General features: G+C 49.5%; 14 protein-coding genes and 1 tRNA gene. 6 read left to right on the top strand and 9 right to left on the bottom strand.

Going from position 1 to position 15,363, the window contains the following annotated elements; translation table 11 throughout:
• The first annotated feature begins 172 nt into the window (after nucleotides 1-172).
• A complete protein-coding gene (locus AB5903_RS15955; RefSeq protein ID WP_016661930.1) occupies nucleotides 173-1,141 on the top strand; it encodes a M23 family metallopeptidase in 969 nt (322 codons plus the stop codon).
• A 31-nt stretch (nucleotides 1,142-1,172) separates the two neighbouring features.
• Nucleotides 1,173-1,568 (top strand): MerR family transcriptional regulator, encoded by a 396-nt coding sequence (locus AB5903_RS15950; RefSeq protein ID WP_005657564.1) that lies wholly within the window; start codon nucleotides 1,173-1,175, stop codon nucleotides 1,566-1,568.
• Between the two features lie 3 nt (nucleotides 1,569-1,571).
• Here AB5903_RS15950 and AB5903_RS15945 read toward each other — a convergent pair whose 3' ends face one another.
• From AB5903_RS15945 to AB5903_RS15920, 6 genes are all read right to left on the bottom strand, one after another.
• A complete protein-coding gene (locus tag AB5903_RS15945) occupies nucleotides 1,572-3,830 on the bottom strand; it encodes a bifunctional (p)ppGpp synthetase/guanosine-3',5'-bis(diphosphate) 3'-pyrophosphohydrolase (protein ID WP_005657561.1) in 2,259 nt (752 codons plus the stop codon).
• A 73-nt stretch (nucleotides 3,831-3,903) separates the two neighbouring features.
• Nucleotides 3,904-5,202 (bottom strand): lytic transglycosylase domain-containing protein, encoded by a 1,299-nt coding sequence (locus tag AB5903_RS15940; protein WP_175455996.1) that lies wholly within the window; start codon nucleotides 5,200-5,202, stop codon nucleotides 3,904-3,906.
• 43 nt (nucleotides 5,203-5,245) lie between these two features.
• Entirely contained in the window at nucleotides 5,246-6,097 is an 852-nt protein-coding gene (locus AB5903_RS15935) for a DUF5683 domain-containing protein (protein WP_117665732.1), read from the bottom strand.
• Nucleotides 6,098-6,985, bottom strand: coding sequence for a ParB/RepB/Spo0J family partition protein (locus tag AB5903_RS15930; protein WP_016661928.1), 888 nt, complete (start codon nucleotides 6,983-6,985; stop codon nucleotides 6,098-6,100). It abuts the gene before it with no gap.
• Nucleotides 6,986-7,038: 53 nt separating this feature from the next.
• A complete protein-coding gene (locus tag AB5903_RS15925; protein WP_005657554.1) occupies nucleotides 7,039-7,806 on the bottom strand; it encodes a ParA family protein in 768 nt (255 codons plus the stop codon).
• 432 nt (nucleotides 7,807-8,238) lie between these two features.
• Nucleotides 8,239-8,715 (bottom strand): DUF456 domain-containing protein, encoded by a 477-nt coding sequence (locus AB5903_RS15920; protein WP_005657552.1) that lies wholly within the window; start codon nucleotides 8,713-8,715, stop codon nucleotides 8,239-8,241.
• A 70-nt stretch (nucleotides 8,716-8,785) separates the two neighbouring features.
• On the opposite strand from AB5903_RS15920, the gene surE reads away from it, so the two are divergent.
• The 3 genes from surE (at nucleotide 8,786) to AB5903_RS15905 (ending at nucleotide 11,577) form a co-directional block, all read left to right on the top strand.
• Nucleotides 8,786-9,550 (top strand): 5'/3'-nucleotidase SurE, encoded by a 765-nt coding sequence (gene surE / locus AB5903_RS15915; RefSeq protein WP_195658652.1) that lies wholly within the window; start codon nucleotides 8,786-8,788, stop codon nucleotides 9,548-9,550.
• 33 nt (nucleotides 9,551-9,583) lie between these two features.
• A complete protein-coding gene (gene lpxB / locus AB5903_RS15910; protein ID WP_117902358.1) occupies nucleotides 9,584-10,732 on the top strand; it encodes a lipid-A-disaccharide synthase in 1,149 nt (382 codons plus the stop codon).
• A gap of 101 nt (nucleotides 10,733-10,833) precedes the next feature.
• A complete protein-coding gene (locus AB5903_RS15905; RefSeq protein WP_195658653.1) occupies nucleotides 10,834-11,577 on the top strand; it encodes a NigD-like protein in 744 nt (247 codons plus the stop codon).
• Between the two features lie 95 nt (nucleotides 11,578-11,672).
• On the opposite strand, the gene AB5903_RS15900 is transcribed toward AB5903_RS15905, so the two are convergent.
• Genes AB5903_RS15900 through rsfS form a run of 3 tightly spaced genes read right to left on the bottom strand, consistent with a single transcriptional unit; the run spans nucleotide 11,673 to nucleotide 14,921 of the window.
• Entirely contained in the window at nucleotides 11,673-12,512 is an 840-nt protein-coding gene (locus AB5903_RS15900) for a phosphatidate cytidylyltransferase (protein WP_016661924.1), read from the bottom strand.
• A gap of 12 nt (nucleotides 12,513-12,524) precedes the next feature.
• Entirely contained in the window at nucleotides 12,525-14,552 is a 2,028-nt protein-coding gene (gene ftsH, locus AB5903_RS15895) for an ATP-dependent zinc metalloprotease FtsH (RefSeq protein WP_005657540.1), read from the bottom strand.
• 9 nt (nucleotides 14,553-14,561) lie between these two features.
• Complete coding sequence (gene rsfS / locus AB5903_RS15890) at nucleotides 14,562-14,921, bottom strand: ribosome silencing factor (RefSeq protein ID WP_005657538.1); 360 nt, start codon at nucleotides 14,919-14,921, stop codon at nucleotides 14,562-14,564.
• A gap of 219 nt (nucleotides 14,922-15,140) precedes the next feature.
• Here rsfS and AB5903_RS15885 point away from each other — a divergent pair.
• Nucleotides 15,141-15,211, top strand: a tRNA-Gln gene (locus AB5903_RS15885).
• Nucleotides 15,212-15,363: the final 152 nt, after the last annotated feature.

Here is a 15,363-nt window from a genome sequence, read left to right as displayed (position 1 = left end):
ATTTATGATTTCCGATTTACAGCTTGCGATTTATGACTTACGCATTCTATGACCCATCTTTCTATGAAATCATAAATCATAAATCATAAATCTTATAATTCTTGAAAAAACTGTGCAAAGATAGCTTGTTTTTCGTATTTTTGCCGCATTGATAATGAAATATTTACTCTCGATGCGCAAAGTTTACTACATTTATAATCCGCGGACACAGACTTACGACCGAATTTATCCTACCGTCCGGCAACGGGCGTTGAGCATATTGCGCCGGTTGTTTTTCGGTATGGGGTTGGGAGCCGGCAGCTTTATCGTACTGTTGCTGATTTTCGGTTCGCCGTCCGAGAAGGAACTGCGGAAAGAAAACAGCCGGCTTCAGGCGCAGTATAACGTCCTTTCGCGGAGAATGGACGAGGCTATGGGAGTATTGCAGGATGTGCAGCAACGCGATGATAATCTGTATCGCGTAATATTCCAGGCCGACCCTATTCCCTCGGCTATCCGTAAGGCAGGATACGGCGGTACAAACCGTTACGAACATCTGATGGATATGGCCAATTCCGATTTGGTGGTGAATACTACGCAGAAAATGGATATGCTCACGAAGCAGCTTTATATCCAGTCCCGTTCGTTCGATGATGTGGTGGAGATGTGCAAGAACCATGATGAGATGCTGCGTTGCATCCCTGCCATTCAGCCCATTTCCAATAAGGATTTGCGCAAGACCGCTTCCGGTTATGGAACGCGCATCGACCCTATTTACGGAACTACCCGTTTTCATGCCGGCATGGACTTTTCGGCCCATCCGGGAACGGATGTATATGCAACCGGTGACGGCACTGTTGTTAAAATGGGATGGGAAACCGGTTATGGAAATCTTATCATCGTGGATCATGGCTTCGGTTACCAGACGTGGTATGCCCACTTGCAGGGATTCCGTACCAAACTCGGCAAACGGGTGGTGCGGGGCGAGGTTATCGGTGCGGTTGGAAGTACCGGCAAAAGTACAGGACCTCACCTGCACTACGAAGTGCATGTGAAAGGGCAGGTCGTAAATCCCGTGAATTATTACTTTATGGATTTAAGTGCCGAAGATTACGACCGTATGATACAGATTGCGGCAAATCATGGAAAAATGATGGATTAGCGGATTATGAATGTTTAACTGACAGGCTGTTATGCTGAATACCGATAAAGAACTGAAACTATATTACTCCATCAGCGAGGTTGCCAGAATGTTCGATGTCAACGAATCGCTGCTGCGTTTTTGGGAGAAGGAGTTTCCGCAGCTCAGACCGAAGAAGGGAGGGAGGGGGATACGCCAATACCGTAAGGAAGATATTGAAACGGTGAAGTTGATTTATCATCTGGTCAAGGAGCGCGGCATGACGCTGCCCGGCGCACGCCAGCGCATGAAAGACAATAAGGAAGCCACTCTCCGGAATTTTGAAATCGTAGAGCGGCTGAAAAGTATCCGTGAAGAACTTATCGGTATGAAAGAATCCCTCGATGCCTTTACTTATGAGGATGTAGAGGCATTGAAAGAGAATCTTATGAAGGAACAGCCCGGATAGGGGTTATCCTTCTATTCTTGTCACCTGTTTGATGTTCTGTATCTGTTTCAGGTTGTCGCAGATACTGCGTACGTCGTCCACATCGTGTACGTAAAGTTGTATCTTACCTTCAAAAATACCGTCGGTGGTTTCAATTGTCAGCTTGCGGATATTGACATTCAGCTGGCGCGAGATGACCTGCGTTACTTCGTTCAGCAATCCCATACTGTCGATACCTTTCAGATAAATCGTCACGAGGAATGACAGCTCCTTGTGGGTGTCCCATTCGGTGGCGATGATACGGTTGCCATAGCTGCTCTTGAGGCGTGCGGCTACCGGACATTGGCGTTTGTGTATGATTATCCGGTTCTGCTCGTCTATATATCCCAATACATCGTCGCCAGGGATGGGGTGGCAGCAGTCGGCCATGATATAATTCTTCTGGATGGTCTCTTCCGTCAGTTTCAATATCTGCTTGGTATTGATTTTTTCTTGCGGAACTTTCTCTTCGGACTGCTCCTTCGTGTCTTTGTTGTCTTTATTGCCGAACGAGAAAGTCAGGAACTTTTTCCAGTTGGTGCTTTGTTTTTCCTTGAAGGCGTTCCGGTCTGCGTCGCCCAATACGAGTTTCTTGCTGCCCACGGCAACGAACAGCTCGTCGCGGGTATGGAAATTGTGCAGGCGGGTGAGCTTGTCTATTGCGGAGTCATCCATGCGTATATCCTCGTTCCTGAGAAAGTCTGCAAGGATTGCCTCGCCCTCTTTCTGATGCGCTTTCGCTTCTTTGCGCAGGATGGATGCGATTTTGGCACGGGCACGGGCGGTAGTGGCATAAGCTTCCCATTCCGGTTGCACGCGTTGCGATTTGGATGTAAGAACCTCTACCTGGTCGCCGCTCTGCAACTTATGGCTGAGGGGAACAAGCTTGTGGTTTACTTTGGCGCCGATGCAATGGCTGCCGATGTCGGTGTGCAGGGAGAAGGCAAAGTCCAGTGCTGTGGAGTTCTGCGGCATGGTCTTGATTTCGCCTTTCGGAGTAAACACAAAGATTTCCGAAGCAAACAGGTTCAGCTTGATTGTATCCAGAAAATCAATAGCATCCGGTTGGGGGTCATCGAGTATCTCCTTGATGGTACGCAACCATTTGTCCAGCTCGCCCTCATCCTCGCTGCCGCCGCCTTCCTTATACTTCCAATGTGCGGCGAATCCCTGTTCGGCAACGTCGTTCATACGTTCACTGCGAATCTGGACTTCGATCCATTGTCCGTTATTGCCCATGAGGGTGACGTGCAGGGCCTGATAGCCGTTGGCTTTCGGGTGGCTCACCCAGTCGCGCAGGCGGTCGGGATGCGGTTTGTATATTTTGGATATGGATACGTATATGTTGAAGCAGTCATTCAGCTCTTCTTCCATGTTACGGGGCTCGAAGATGATACGTACGGCAAGCAGGTCGTAGATTTCCTCGAACGGCACATGCTTTGTCTGCATCTTGTTCCAAATGGAATAGATGGATTTGATGCGGGCAAGGATACGGTATTTCAATCCCATTTTATCCAGTTGGGCACGTATCGGAGCGGTGAACTCTTTGAAAACCTTGTCGCGTTCTACGGCTGTCGCTTCAAGTTTCTTTTCTATCTCGCGGTATTCTTCCGGATGCTCGTAACGGAAGCTCAGGTTTTCCAGTTCCGTCTTTATCTTGTACAGCCCCAGCCGGTTGGCAAGCGGTGCATAGATATACAATGTTTCACCGGCTATCTTGAACTGCTTGTTGGGCAGCATGGAACCGAGTGTGCGCATATTGTGCAGCCGGTCGGCTATCTTTATGAGGATAACGCGGATGTCGTCGGACATGGTAAGCAGCAGTTTCTTGAAGTTCTCTGCCTGCGCCGAGGCGCGGTCGCCGAAGATGCCGCCCGAAATTTTGGTCAGTCCGTCAACGATTTGGGCGATTTTGGGGCCGAAGATGTTTTCGATATCCTCAACGGTGTAATCGGTGTCTTCCACCACATCGTGCAGCAGGGCGGCGCAGATGGAAGTAGACCCCAGCCCTATCTCATTGCACACAATCTTCGCTACGGCGATGGGGTGCATGATATACGGTTCGCCCGAGCGGCGTTTGATTCCCTTATGTGCCTGATTGGCAAAATTGAATGCCTTGGTTATTATTTCGACACGCTTGCGGTGTTTGGTTGCCAAGTAATCGTTCAACAGTTCCTGGAATGCCTGTTCAATCATTGCTTCTTCGGCTCTCTCTTTCTCCTTCTGGCTTACGCTCTCTTCCATATACTGTTTCTCCTTTCTTCTTCACTTTTTGCAAAAATAAGCAATTTTCAACACCGGACAAGCATTTATGTTTTTATTTGTAAATCTTCAGCCTCTTTCCCGCATTGATTCTGGTGCTTCTCAATCCGTTCCAGCTTTTTATCTGGTTGACGGTGACGCCATATTTGCGGGCGATGGTCGACAGGGTTTCCCCATTGCGTATTCTGTGGTAGGTGACGTCGCCCTGTGAAGAACTTTTCCCTTTGCTGCTACGTGCTGTGCTGCGGGTATTGGCCACGGAAACAGTTCTGCGGTTTTTAAACAGTTCCGCACTGCGGTGGGCGTAAATCGTGTCTTGGCTGTCGATGAAAGTGCTGATGTAGTTTATAGGCAGACGGAGTGTCTGAGGCTTGCTGTCTCCCGGAATGATATTCTTCTTGTACTGGGGATTCAGGCTTTTGACCTCATCCATTCCGATGCCGCAAACATCCGTGATTTGTTCGAAATGCAGGTTGCGGTTCACCTGTATGGTATCTGTGGCGTCCGGAATATTGGTTTCCATCGGGCAGATATTGTGCTTGCAGTAGTACGTCATTACGTAGTTGGCGGCTATAAAAGCGGGTACGTATCCGCGTGTTTCTTTGGGCAGATAGTTGTATATTTCCCAATAATCCGTTTTGCCGCCTGCGCGCCGGATGGCTTTGTTGATGGTGCCGGGGCCGCAGTTGTAGGCGGCGATTACCAGGTTCCAGTCCTGGTAGATGGCATACATATCTTTCAGGTAGCGTGCGGCGGCCCAGGTAGCCTTAATCGGGTCGCGGCGTTCGTCCACAAGGCTGTTGCTTTCCAGGCCGTATATCTTGCCGGTGTTCAGCATGAACTGCCACAGGCCGGAGGCTCCGGCGCGGGATACGGCCGAGGGATTAAGCGCAGACTCGATAATCGGCAGATATTTCAGTTCCAGCGGCAGCCCGTAAGTGTCGAGCGCCTCTTCGAAAATGGGCATGTAGAAGTTGCAGGCACTCAGCATGAAAGCCACCTGGTTGCGGAGGCGTCCGGTATACATGTCGATGAATTTGCGTACAATCTCGTTGTAGGGCATCTCCATAATGGTCGGCATGCGCGAGAGCCGGTCGATGTATACGGAATCGCTGAATTGGGGATTGACGGTAGAGGTGCTGCAATCCTTTCCTAAATCTATGTAGTTCTTGGCTTTCCAGTCGCTGAGCAGGCTGTCTACAGGGTAGGTCATGCTCTTGGGCAGGTCGATGACTTCCCGCCGTTCCGTTCCGTTTTCGCGGATAATGACATCTACGCTTTCTTGGGCGTATGCTTGCGGAGTTGCCAGCAGTATGCTGAACAGAAGTGAGGAACCCGCGATTATTCTTTTCATATATGTAGGTTTATTTGTCATGGATAAATCTGTTTATTTGTTTTTAAAATCGGAAACTGCATTGCAACCCCACGGAGCGGTTGGAGGAGTTGTTTATCCGGTTGTCGATGACAGCCGGCTCCACTTTCATGCTGAGGTCGGGGGTGATGTCGAAATTGGACAGTTCGGCATCCACATAGGCATCGATGACGGACAGCAGGTATACTCCGATGAAAGCGAAGATACTTAAATCGCGGTATCTGCGATAGGTATCCTTGCGCTTGCGCAACAGCTCTTTCAACTGGGTTTCGGAAATCTTGTATCCGGGCGGCAGCAGGTCGGTGATGCTGCTGGACTGCATATTGCCGTTCATCGCGTCTTTATATGCGGTGGAGTAGTCTTTGTACATTTTGCTGTTCCACGTCAAGGCATAGGCACATCCGGCAAAGCCGCCGTAGAATATGGGCAATTTCCAGTATTTCCGGTTGTAGATTTGTCCGCCACCGGGAATTACGAGCGCCAGCCAGGTGGCTTTTGTAGGGTTGGGAACCCATATTTTCTGATCGATTTCTTTTTTGAGGCTGTCTGCCGGCACTTCCGATTCTTTCAGGACGGGAGCGGAAGTCATTTCCAGCAGCTTTTTCTTGTTCTCGGCGGCAATGCTGTCGGCAGTGGCAATGCTGTCTGCCGGGGCAACGGCCTGGAGAGGCGGCACTTCTTTCATAGTCCGGTTCAGGCTGTCGGCCTGCATCCGCGCTGCTTGCCGTACGGCGGCAAGAGAGTCTGCCTGCAGCCTGTGTATCCTCTTTGCGGCGGCACGCGGGCGGCTCTGACCATACATAGCAATCCCTGCCGTCTGCATCAGGCAAAGCAGCAGGGCGATACTGATTTGATATATTCTTCTCTTCTTTGTCATTTATTTTTTCAGCGTATCGAGAATACCGATGATACGTTCCAGTTCTTCTTCGTTACTGAACGGGATACTGATTTTTCCTTTGCCTTTTTCGGAGCAGGTCAACTGTACTTTGGTGCTGAAGAAACTGGAAAGCTGCTGCTTCAGCATATTGAACTCTTCGGGCAGTTTGGCGCGCTTGGGGGCTATCTTGCGGCCGCCGCTTTTCACGGCTTCTCCTTCGCTCAGGGATTTCACGATTTCCTCTACTTTGCGTACGGAATAACCTTGTTCGAGTATCTCTTCAAAAATCTTCACTTGCAGTTTGGGGTCTCCCAGTGTTACCAGTGCACGGGCGTGCCCCATGTCTATCTGCTTGTTTTGCAATCCCATCTGGACGGGAGCCGGCAGTTTCAGCAGGCGCAGGTAGTTGGCAATGGTGGTACGCTTCTTGCCTATGCGTTCGCTGAGGCGTTCCTGCGTCAGTCCGTATTGTTCCAGCAGGTGCTGGTAGGCAAGCGCTATTTCCACGGAGTTCAGGTCCTCGCGCTGTATGTTTTCGATGAGTGCCATTTCCATGACATTCTCGTCGTCGGCCGTGCGGATATAGGCGGGGATGCTCGTCAGCCCTGCCATTTGCGAGGCGCGGAAGCGGCGTTCACCGGCAATAATCTGGTATTCATCATCGGACAGCTTACGCAGGGTGATAGGCTGGATGATACCAATCTCTGCAATAGAATCGGCAAGCTCCTGCAACGCTGTCTGGTCGAACTCGCGGCGGGGCTGATTGGGGTTGACGGCAATCTTCGACAATTCTATTTCATTGATAGAGGAAGAGCCTTCGGTTTGCACCTCATCCATGGAGAGCAGGGCGTCCAGCCCACGTCCTAATGCATTTCTTTTCTGTACCATCTATTCTTTTCTGTTTTACGATTTACTGTTTACTATGTTTGCCATGCGGGCGGTTAGTCCTCGTTGTGGCTGATTAACTCTTTTGCCAGTGCGATGTGGTTTTTGGCTCCGGTGGAGTCCGCATCGTACAGGATTGTGGGGAGTCCGTAGCTGGGGGCTTCGCTCAGTTTTACATTGCGCTGGATGACGGTGTTGAACACCAGTTCCTGGAAGTGGCGTTTCACCTCGTCGTATATCTGGTTGGCCTGGCGCAGCCGCGAGTCATACATGGTCAGCAGGAATCCCTCGATTTCGAGTGCGGGGTTCAGCTTGGACTTGATGATTTTGATGGTGTTCAGCAATTTGCTGATGCCTTCCAGTGCAAAGTATTCGGCCTGTACGGGAATGATAACCGAGTCGGCGGCCGTGAGCGCGTTGATTGTAATCAATCCTAACGACGGTGAGCAGTCTATCAGGATATAATCAAACTCTTCCCGTAGCGGGGCGAGTACCTCTTTCAGTATCTTTTCCCGGTTTTTAAGATTGAGCATTTCTATTTCGGCGCCTACCAGGTTGATGTGGGAGGAAATAACTTTCAATGTATCAATCTCCGTGTCGTGGATAGCGTCGCGCACATCGGCGCGGTCTATAATACATTCATAGATAGTACATTCTGCCTGCTTGATGTCTACGCCCAGCCCTGACGAGGCGTTCGCCTGCGGGTCTGCGTCTACGACAAGCACTTTCTTTTCAAGTGTGGCGAGAGAAGCTGCGAGGTTTATGGTTGTTGTTGTTTTTCCTACACCACCTTTTTGATTTGCCAAAGCAATTATTTTTCCCATAATTTCAATGTTTATTGGCAGCGAAATAAGTGATAATTCCGTATAGCACCTACTAAAAAAGAGAAAGATTGCAAAAACGGTTGATAAGTCACCCTTTTTGTTAATAACTCCCGGATGCCTTTACCGTTCCGTTGCCTGAAGACGTGTGTCTCAGGCACTCTTTTTCCTGATTAGTGGGGCAAATATACGTATTTATCTTGAAAAGAAACAGCTTTTTTGTCTCACTTGCAGAAGATTAAGATTTCTAAAGCAATGAGATGGCAGGCGGCGGGATGTTCGGGTTATAAGCTGCCGCTGCTGCCGTGTCCGGGGAAATGCGTGCCGTTTCTCCGGAGTTTACAATAGTTTGTCCGAATTAAACTCGGAGTTTATTCCTATTAAACTTCGGGTTCATTAGGATTAAACCTGAAGTTTAATGGGGATAAACTTATGTTAAAGCAGTGCCGATGCAAACTCCCATGCGAAGTATCCGCACAACACGCATTTCAGTACCGTGCCGAAGAGGAAGCCGAACAGGGAGCCCAGTCCCGACTTCAGAGCCTGCCGGGTTTCCCTGCCGCCGAAAAGTTCGCCGATAAAAGCCCCTAAAAACGGGCCGAGTACAATGCCCCAGGGCATGAAGAACAGCCCGATGAGGGTTCCGGCAAGGCATCCGCGTGTTCCCCAGCGCGTTCCGCCGCTGTATTTGCTGCCCAGCATGGGGACGAAATAGTCGAGCACCTGTACGATGACGACAATCAGCAGCCACAGCAATAGTTGGGTGGCAGAGTACTGCACCTTGTCGGTGAAGTGTAGCAGCAACAAACCGGCATAGGCCACGGGCGGACCGGGAATTACGGGCAGGAAACAGCCTGCCAGTCCAGTTATCAGGCAGAGGATACCCATCAGAATGAGAAAGACGTCTAACATATCTTTTTGTGTATTGGTGGTTAATATGTGGTTCTCTTTTGCTAAATTTGTAGCAAAATTAAAAAGAAATATGGAAAATCAGAGACCTTTGATATTGATTTCCAATGACGACGGTATCATTGCGAAAGGAATCAGCGAGTTGATAAAGTTTCTCCGTCCGCTGGGGGAGATTGTGGTAATGGCGCCGGATGCGCCGCGTTCGGGTAATGCGTGTGCGCTTACCGTGACAGAACCGATTCATTATCAGTTGCTTCGCAAGGATGTGGGACTGACGGTCTATAAGTGTTCCGGTACGCCCGCCGATTGCGTCAAGCTGGCATTCCATACGGTGCTCGACCGCAAACCCGACCTTGTGGTGGGCGGCATTAATCACGGCGATAACTCCTCGGTCAATGTGCATTATTCCGGAACAATGGGGGTGGTTATCGAAGGCTGCCTGAAAGGTGTTCCCTCTATCGGCTTTTCACTGTGCAACCACATGCCGGACGCCGATTTTGAGCCGGCGGGAGAGTATATCCGCGAGATTGCCCGCAAGGTTCTGGAAAAAGGCTTGCCGCCGTTGACCTGCCTCAATGTCAACTTCCCCGATACCAAAGAGTTGAAAGGGGTGAAAATCTGCGAACAGGCAAAAGGACAGTGGACCAACGAGTGGGAGAACTTCGCCCACAGAGGCGATGCGCACTACTATTGGCTGACCGGAAAGTTTGAGGAGTCGGAAAAGGAGAATGAAAAGAGCGACCATTGGGCGCTTGCCAACGGTTATGTAGCGGTGACTCCGACCACAGTGGATGTAACCGCCTATGGCCTGATGGACGAATTGAAAACCTGGTTCTGACGGATTGCACAGGATATTGAAACATAGGCGCTTATGAAGTATTATCTGATTGTGGGCGAGGCCTCGGGCGACCTGCATGCGTCGCACCTGATGACTGCCTTGAAGGCAGAAGACCCGCAGGCCGAGTTCCGCTTTTTCGGCGGTGACCTGATGGCGGCTGTGGGCGGAACGTTGGTGAAGCATTATAAGGAACTGGCGTATATGGGCTTCATTCCCGTCTTGTTGCACCTGCGTACCATCTTTGCCAATATGAAGCGTTGCAAGGAAGACATTGCAGCTTGGCAGCCGGATGTTCTTATTTTGGTGGATTATCCGGGGTTCAACCTGAATATCGCCAAGTTTGTCCATGCCCGTACGCAAATACCGGTGTTCTATTATATTTCTCCCAAGATATGGGCCTGGAAAGAGCACCGTATCAGGAATATCAAGCGGGATGTGGACGAACTCTTCTCCATTCTTCCGTTCGAGGTGGAGTTCTTCGAGGGCAAGCACCATTATCCCATACATTATGTAGGCAATCCGACGGTGGATGAAGTCACTGCCTTCCAAGCCGCTTATTCGGAAACTGCGGATGAGTTCAAACGGGCCAACGGCCTTTCGCCGAAGCCTGTCATTGCCTTGCTGGCTGGCAGCCGCAAGCAGGAGATTAAGGATAATTTGCCGGATATGATTCGGGCGGCCGCTTCATTTCCGGAGTATCAGTTGGTGCTGGCGGGAGCGCCGGGCATCGCTCCGGAGTATTATAAGGAATATGTCGGCAATGCGGACGTGAAGATAATCTTTAACCGTACTTATCCTTTGCTCCGGCATGCGGAAGCGGCATTGGTTACTTCGGGCACGGCAACGCTGGAAACGGCATTGTTCCGGGTTCCGCAGGCGGTGTGCTACCATACGCCGATAGGGAAGGTTATCGCTTTCCTGAAACGGCATGTTCTGAAAGTCAGGTACATATCTCTGGTAAACCTGATTGCCGACCGTGAGGTGGTGAAGGAACTGGTGGCCGATACCATGACGGTGGAGCAGATACGTGCGGAGCTTCAACGTATCTTATACGATGAGGCGTACCGCCGGCAGATGCTCGACGGTTACGAATATATGGCATCCCGCCTGGGCGAGGCGGGAGCACCTGTGCATGCAGCCCGTGAAATGGTGGCTTTGCTTAAGAAACGTTTTAAAAAGTAGGACGATATTTAATTTCTTGTTAAAAGGAATAAAGCCGGTGCAGTAAATGCCCGGCTTTTGTATTTTCTATACAGAAAGAAATAAACAAAAGAACTTTGATTATGAGAAAGCTACATTGGTTATTTATGGCAGTTTGTCTGGCTGTGATGCCGGTACTGCATTCCTGTGATGACGATGAAGGGTATTCGATCGGTGATTTCACTCCGCCGCTGTGGGCTACGGTGCGTGTTACCGGCAATGCTTTTTATTTGGACTGTGATGTGTGGGGAACGCTCTGGCCTGTGAATACAGACTTGTGGTGGTACGAGCCGGTTGATGGAAAGCGTGTGATTACCATGTTCAATCCTTTGTCCGATGAGTTTGACGGTTACGACCATGCTGTGAAGATCCTGAGTTTGCAGGATGTGCTGACGAAAGAGGTCGAGACGCTGACTCCCGAGACCGAGGAAGAGTTCGGCAATGACCCTGTCCTGATATTTGAAGGTGATACAAGCATCAGCGGGGGATATATGAATATCATATTTATGCAGAATCTGCCTTCCGGCACTAAACATCGTATCAGCCTGGTACGTCCGCAAGATGATGCGGAGTTGTATGGAGAAGACGGTTATATACATTTGGCTCTCCGCTATAACGACTATGACGATTTGACGGGGTTGCGCAAGCCCGGTGCGGTGTCCTATAATCTGAACAGTCTCAACGTGACCTCTGAAACCAAAGGTATCAAGCTGAAAATTAATTCGGAAAAGAATGGCGAGGTGGAACTGACGTTCGACCTGGTGGTTACCGGTGATAATACGAAGAATATACGGGACCTTGATTTGTCGAAGATGCAATTGAAGTAAGCGTTTCCTTATACCGTATATATAGGCCAAAGGGCATAGAGGTTACAGTATCTTTCCTCTATGCCCTTTGGCTTATATTCGTTTAAGATTTCCTGTCAAATCATTGTCATTACATACAGGTAGACTACCGCTGCGGGAATCGCCATGAGAGCGCTGTCGAACCGGTCGAGCATTCCGCCGTGTCCCGGAAGAATGTTGCCGGAATCCTTGATGCCCAGTTGACGCTTCATCAGCGATTCGGTGAGGTCGCCCCAAGTGCCGAAAATCACTACGGTAACTGCCAGTCCTGCCCATTGCCATGTAGACATGAATGGGAAGAAATGGACAAATACAAAGGATGAGGCGATGGAGAAAATCGCGCCGCCTATGCTGCCTTCCCATGATTTCTTAGGCGAAATGCGCGCGAACAGGCGATGTTTTCCTATCAGAGAGCCCACGCAGTAAGCACCCGTATCGCTCAGCCAGATGAATACGAATATGGAAAGCGGCAGGATGGGGTTATAGGTTACGCTGCTCGTTTCAGGTGAATTCTGGAAAGCGAGTACATTCAGCAATGCGAAAGGCAAGGCTACATATAGCTGGCTCAGCATTGCATACGCCCAGTTGCCGATGGGGTTCTCCTTTTTCAGGTATAACTCCGTAATCATCAAATAGAGCAATAAGCCCAGATAGGGAAGGAATACGCGCGCATCGATGGCGGATGTGCAGAATCCCATGAGTGCAAGGAACAGATAGGCTCCGCCTAAAGCGGTAATCGTCTTGTTGATGCTGACTCCGCCGTTCCTGTTTACCAGATGGGCAAACTCGTGTACGCTCAATGCGCCGATGATAGTGAATAGAATCCCGAATGAGAGGGGGCTGTAAAGGATACAGCCCACCAGTATAACTACAAATAATGCACCTGTAACAGCACGTTGTATGAAATTATTTTTCAAGGTGTTTTCGTTTTAATTGTTCGAGCCGGTGTTATGGCTTTCTTCTTCTTTTACCTCTTTTTCCGCTTCCTTTGCCTTGGCAGCCTCTTTTTCTTCGGCTTCTTTCAGCTCTCTGGAAGTTTTGCTTGCGCTGATAATCTCTTCGGAACGGGAAGCCCACGGACGCTTGCCGAAGATTTCTTCCACATCTTCTGCAAAGATTACTTCCTTGTCTATCAACAGTTGGGCCAGCTTGTTGTGCCCTTCTTTATTGTCGGATAGTATTTTCTTGGCACGCTCGTACTGTTCGTTTACCATACGCTTCACCTCTTCGTCAATCAGTTCGGCGGTCTTCTCGCTGTACGGACGGTTGAACGAGTATTCGTCGTTATTGTAATAACAGAGATTCGGCAGTTTGTCGCTCATGCCCAAATAGGCAATCATGCCGTATGCCTGCTTGGTTACACGCTCAAGGTCGTTCATGGCGCCGGTAGAGATTCTTCCGATGAACAGATCTTCTGCGGCGCGTCCGCCCAAAGTGGCGCACATCTCGTCCAGCATCTGTTCCTTTGTGGTAATCTGGCGTTCTTCGGGCAGGTACCAGGCTGCTCCCAAAGCACGTCCGCGTGGAACGATGGTTACCTTAATCAGCGGGTTGGCATATTCCAACAGCCAGGAGATGCTGGCGTGTCCGGCCTCGTGTATGGCAATGGAACGGCGTTCTTCTTCGGTTGTGATTTTGGTTTTCTTCTCCAGACCGCCTACGATACGGTCTACCGCATCCAGGAAGTCCTGCTTCTCTACAAATTTCTTTCCATGACGGGCGGCAATCAGGGCGGCTTCGTTGCAGACATTGGCGATGTCGGCGCCGGAGAATCCCGGAGTCTGGCGTGCCAGTAACTCTACATCCACCGTATTGTCTATCTTGATGGGGCGCAGGTGTACGCCGAATACTTCTTTTCGTTCATTCAGGTCGGGCAAGTCGACGTGTATCTGGCGGTCGAAACGTCCGGCGCGCAGCAGTGCCTTGTCCAGTACATCCACACGGTTGGTTGCGGCAAGGATGATGACACCGCTGTTGGAACCGAACCCGTCCATTTCCGTCAGCAGTTGGTTCAAGGTGTTTTCGCGTTCATCGTTACCGCCCATGGCGGCAGCTTTTCCACGGGCGCGTCCCACGGCATCGATTTCATCGATGAATACGATGCAAGGCGCTTTCTCTTTGGCTTGGCGGAACAGGTCGCGGACGCGGGAAGCACCTACGCCGACAAACATTTCCACGAAGTCGGAACCGGCCAGTGAGAAGAACGGTACGTTGGCTTCTCCTGCCACAGCCTTTGCAAGCAGGGTCTTACCCGTTCCCGGAGGGCCTACGAGCAATGCACCCTTGGGTATCTTACCACCCAGGTCTGTATACTTCTGGGGTTGTTTCAGGAATTCTACGATTTCCTCTACTTCCTGCTTGGCCTCTGCAAGTCCGGCAACGTCCTTGAAAGTAACCTTTACCGGAGAGTTCTTTTCAAACAGTTGGGCTTTGGATTTGCCGACACTGAAGATGCCGCTGCCGCCACCCATGCCGCCACCGCTGCTCCAACGGCGGGACAGGAATATCCAGAAGCCGATAAGAAATGCAAACGGCAATATCTGCCAGAGGATTGCACCGAAGTAATTGTGTTTCTTTTCGTAGCTGATAGAACCGTCGAAACGTGTCTCGTCCTTTTCTTTCTGCAGGAAGTCGCCCAAGCTTTCGCGTGAGGGAGCTTCTGTTGTAATCAGGGGATTCTTGCCCACACGGCTTGAATCTGCTTTGAATACATTGGGCACATATTGCGGCTTGACGTATGCCTCTACGGAGTTGTCGTCATAACCGGTCACTTTGCTTATATAGCCGTTGCGCACATACTCCTGAAATTCATCATAAGGGATGTTTTTGCTGGCCGAACCGCTTTCATTGGTGAGGTACAGTCCCAGCAACATCATGGCTATAATCATATACAACCAGTTCAAGTTGAACTTGGGCATATTGGTTTTTGTGGGCTTTTTATTGGTGTTATTGTCCATAAGTCTAAATTAATCGAGATCGGGGATTTGGGTTAGTTTGGCATCTGCCCATAAGTGTTCCAAGTTGTAGAATTCACGCGCTTCCGGCTGGAAAACGTGAACCAGTACATCAGAGTAGTCCATGGCTACCCACTCGGCATTGCGTAGACCGTCTATCGCAAAAGGTTTGCTGTTCGCTCCTTTGCGGGTGAAGTCTTTAACGGACTCCACTATGGCGCTTACTTGGCTTGGGGAGTTTCCTTGACAGATGACAAAATAATTACATATAGTGTCGTCTATCCGGGTAAGGTCTGCTATGACGATTTTTTTTCCTTTTTTATCTTGAATACCTTCTGTTATTTGTTGAATTAATTTTTTAGCTTCGTTCATTACACATTATTAATATTAAACAGGCGACAAATATACGTTGATTTATCATATCAAACACGCAAAAGGGGAAAAGTCTTTCATTTTTTGTTTTTTTTTAGGTATATAATTCTTTGTGTCATGGTATCTTATCAGATTTTAATGAAAAAAATAGCGAAAAATGTTTTGGATTAAAGAAAAGTTTGTATCTTTGCACCGCAAAACAGAAATGAAATGCTCAATTGGGCTATGGTGTAATGGTAACACTACAGATTCTGGTCCTGTCATTCCTGGTTCGAATCCAGGTAGCCCAACACAACACACCGATAAAAACCCACTAAAATCGCAAGTTTTAGTGGGTTTTTTATTGCTTTTCGACCATGTGCAAATTTTGGGTCAACGTAAAAACCTGAGGGATTCATAGCTTATGCATAAATTTTCGCCAGTCTGAACAGGAAGAAAGCTC

It is taken from the genome of Bacteroides sp. 2201st1_D9_2201SCRN_220225 (assembly GCF_040928965.1).
Lineage (GTDB): Bacteria > Bacteroidota > Bacteroidia > Bacteroidales > Bacteroidaceae > Bacteroides > Bacteroides stercoris.
The sequence above is the reverse complement of the archived record's forward strand: the minus strand, read 5'-3'. Positions and strand labels throughout refer to the sequence as shown.

Coding starts and splice junctions, on each gene's coding strand:
- AB5903_RS15955 (WP_016661930.1), top strand. CDS start 173: ATGCGCAAAGTTTACTACATTTATAATCCGCGGACACAGACTTACGAC.
- AB5903_RS15925 (WP_005657554.1), bottom strand. CDS start 7,806: ATGGGAAAAATAATTGCTTTGGCAAATCAAAAAGGTGGTGTAGGAAAA.
- ftsH (WP_005657540.1), bottom strand. CDS start 14,552: ATGGACAATAACACCAATAAAAAGCCCACAAAAACCAATATGCCCAAG.
- AB5903_RS15920 (WP_005657552.1), bottom strand. CDS start 8,715: ATGTTAGACGTCTTTCTCATTCTGATGGGTATCCTCTGCCTGATAACT.
- AB5903_RS15945 (WP_005657561.1), bottom strand. CDS start 3,830: ATGGAAGAGAGCGTAAGCCAGAAGGAGAAAGAGAGAGCCGAAGAAGCA.
- AB5903_RS15930 (WP_016661928.1), bottom strand. CDS start 6,985: ATGGTACAGAAAAGAAATGCATTAGGACGTGGGCTGGACGCCCTGCTC.
- AB5903_RS15935 (WP_117665732.1), bottom strand. CDS start 6,097: ATGACAAAGAAGAGAAGAATATATCAAATCAGTATCGCCCTGCTGCTT.
- AB5903_RS15905 (WP_195658653.1), top strand. CDS start 10,834: ATGAGAAAGCTACATTGGTTATTTATGGCAGTTTGTCTGGCTGTGATG.
- AB5903_RS15940 (WP_175455996.1), bottom strand. CDS start 5,202: ATGAAAAGAATAATCGCGGGTTCCTCACTTCTGTTCAGCATACTGCTG.
- surE (WP_195658652.1), top strand. CDS start 8,786: ATGGAAAATCAGAGACCTTTGATATTGATTTCCAATGACGACGGTATC.
- lpxB (WP_117902358.1), top strand. CDS start 9,584: ATGAAGTATTATCTGATTGTGGGCGAGGCCTCGGGCGACCTGCATGCG.
- AB5903_RS15950 (WP_005657564.1), top strand. CDS start 1,173: ATGCTGAATACCGATAAAGAACTGAAACTATATTACTCCATCAGCGAG.
- rsfS (WP_005657538.1), bottom strand. CDS start 14,921: ATGAACGAAGCTAAAAAATTAATTCAACAAATAACAGAAGGTATTCAA.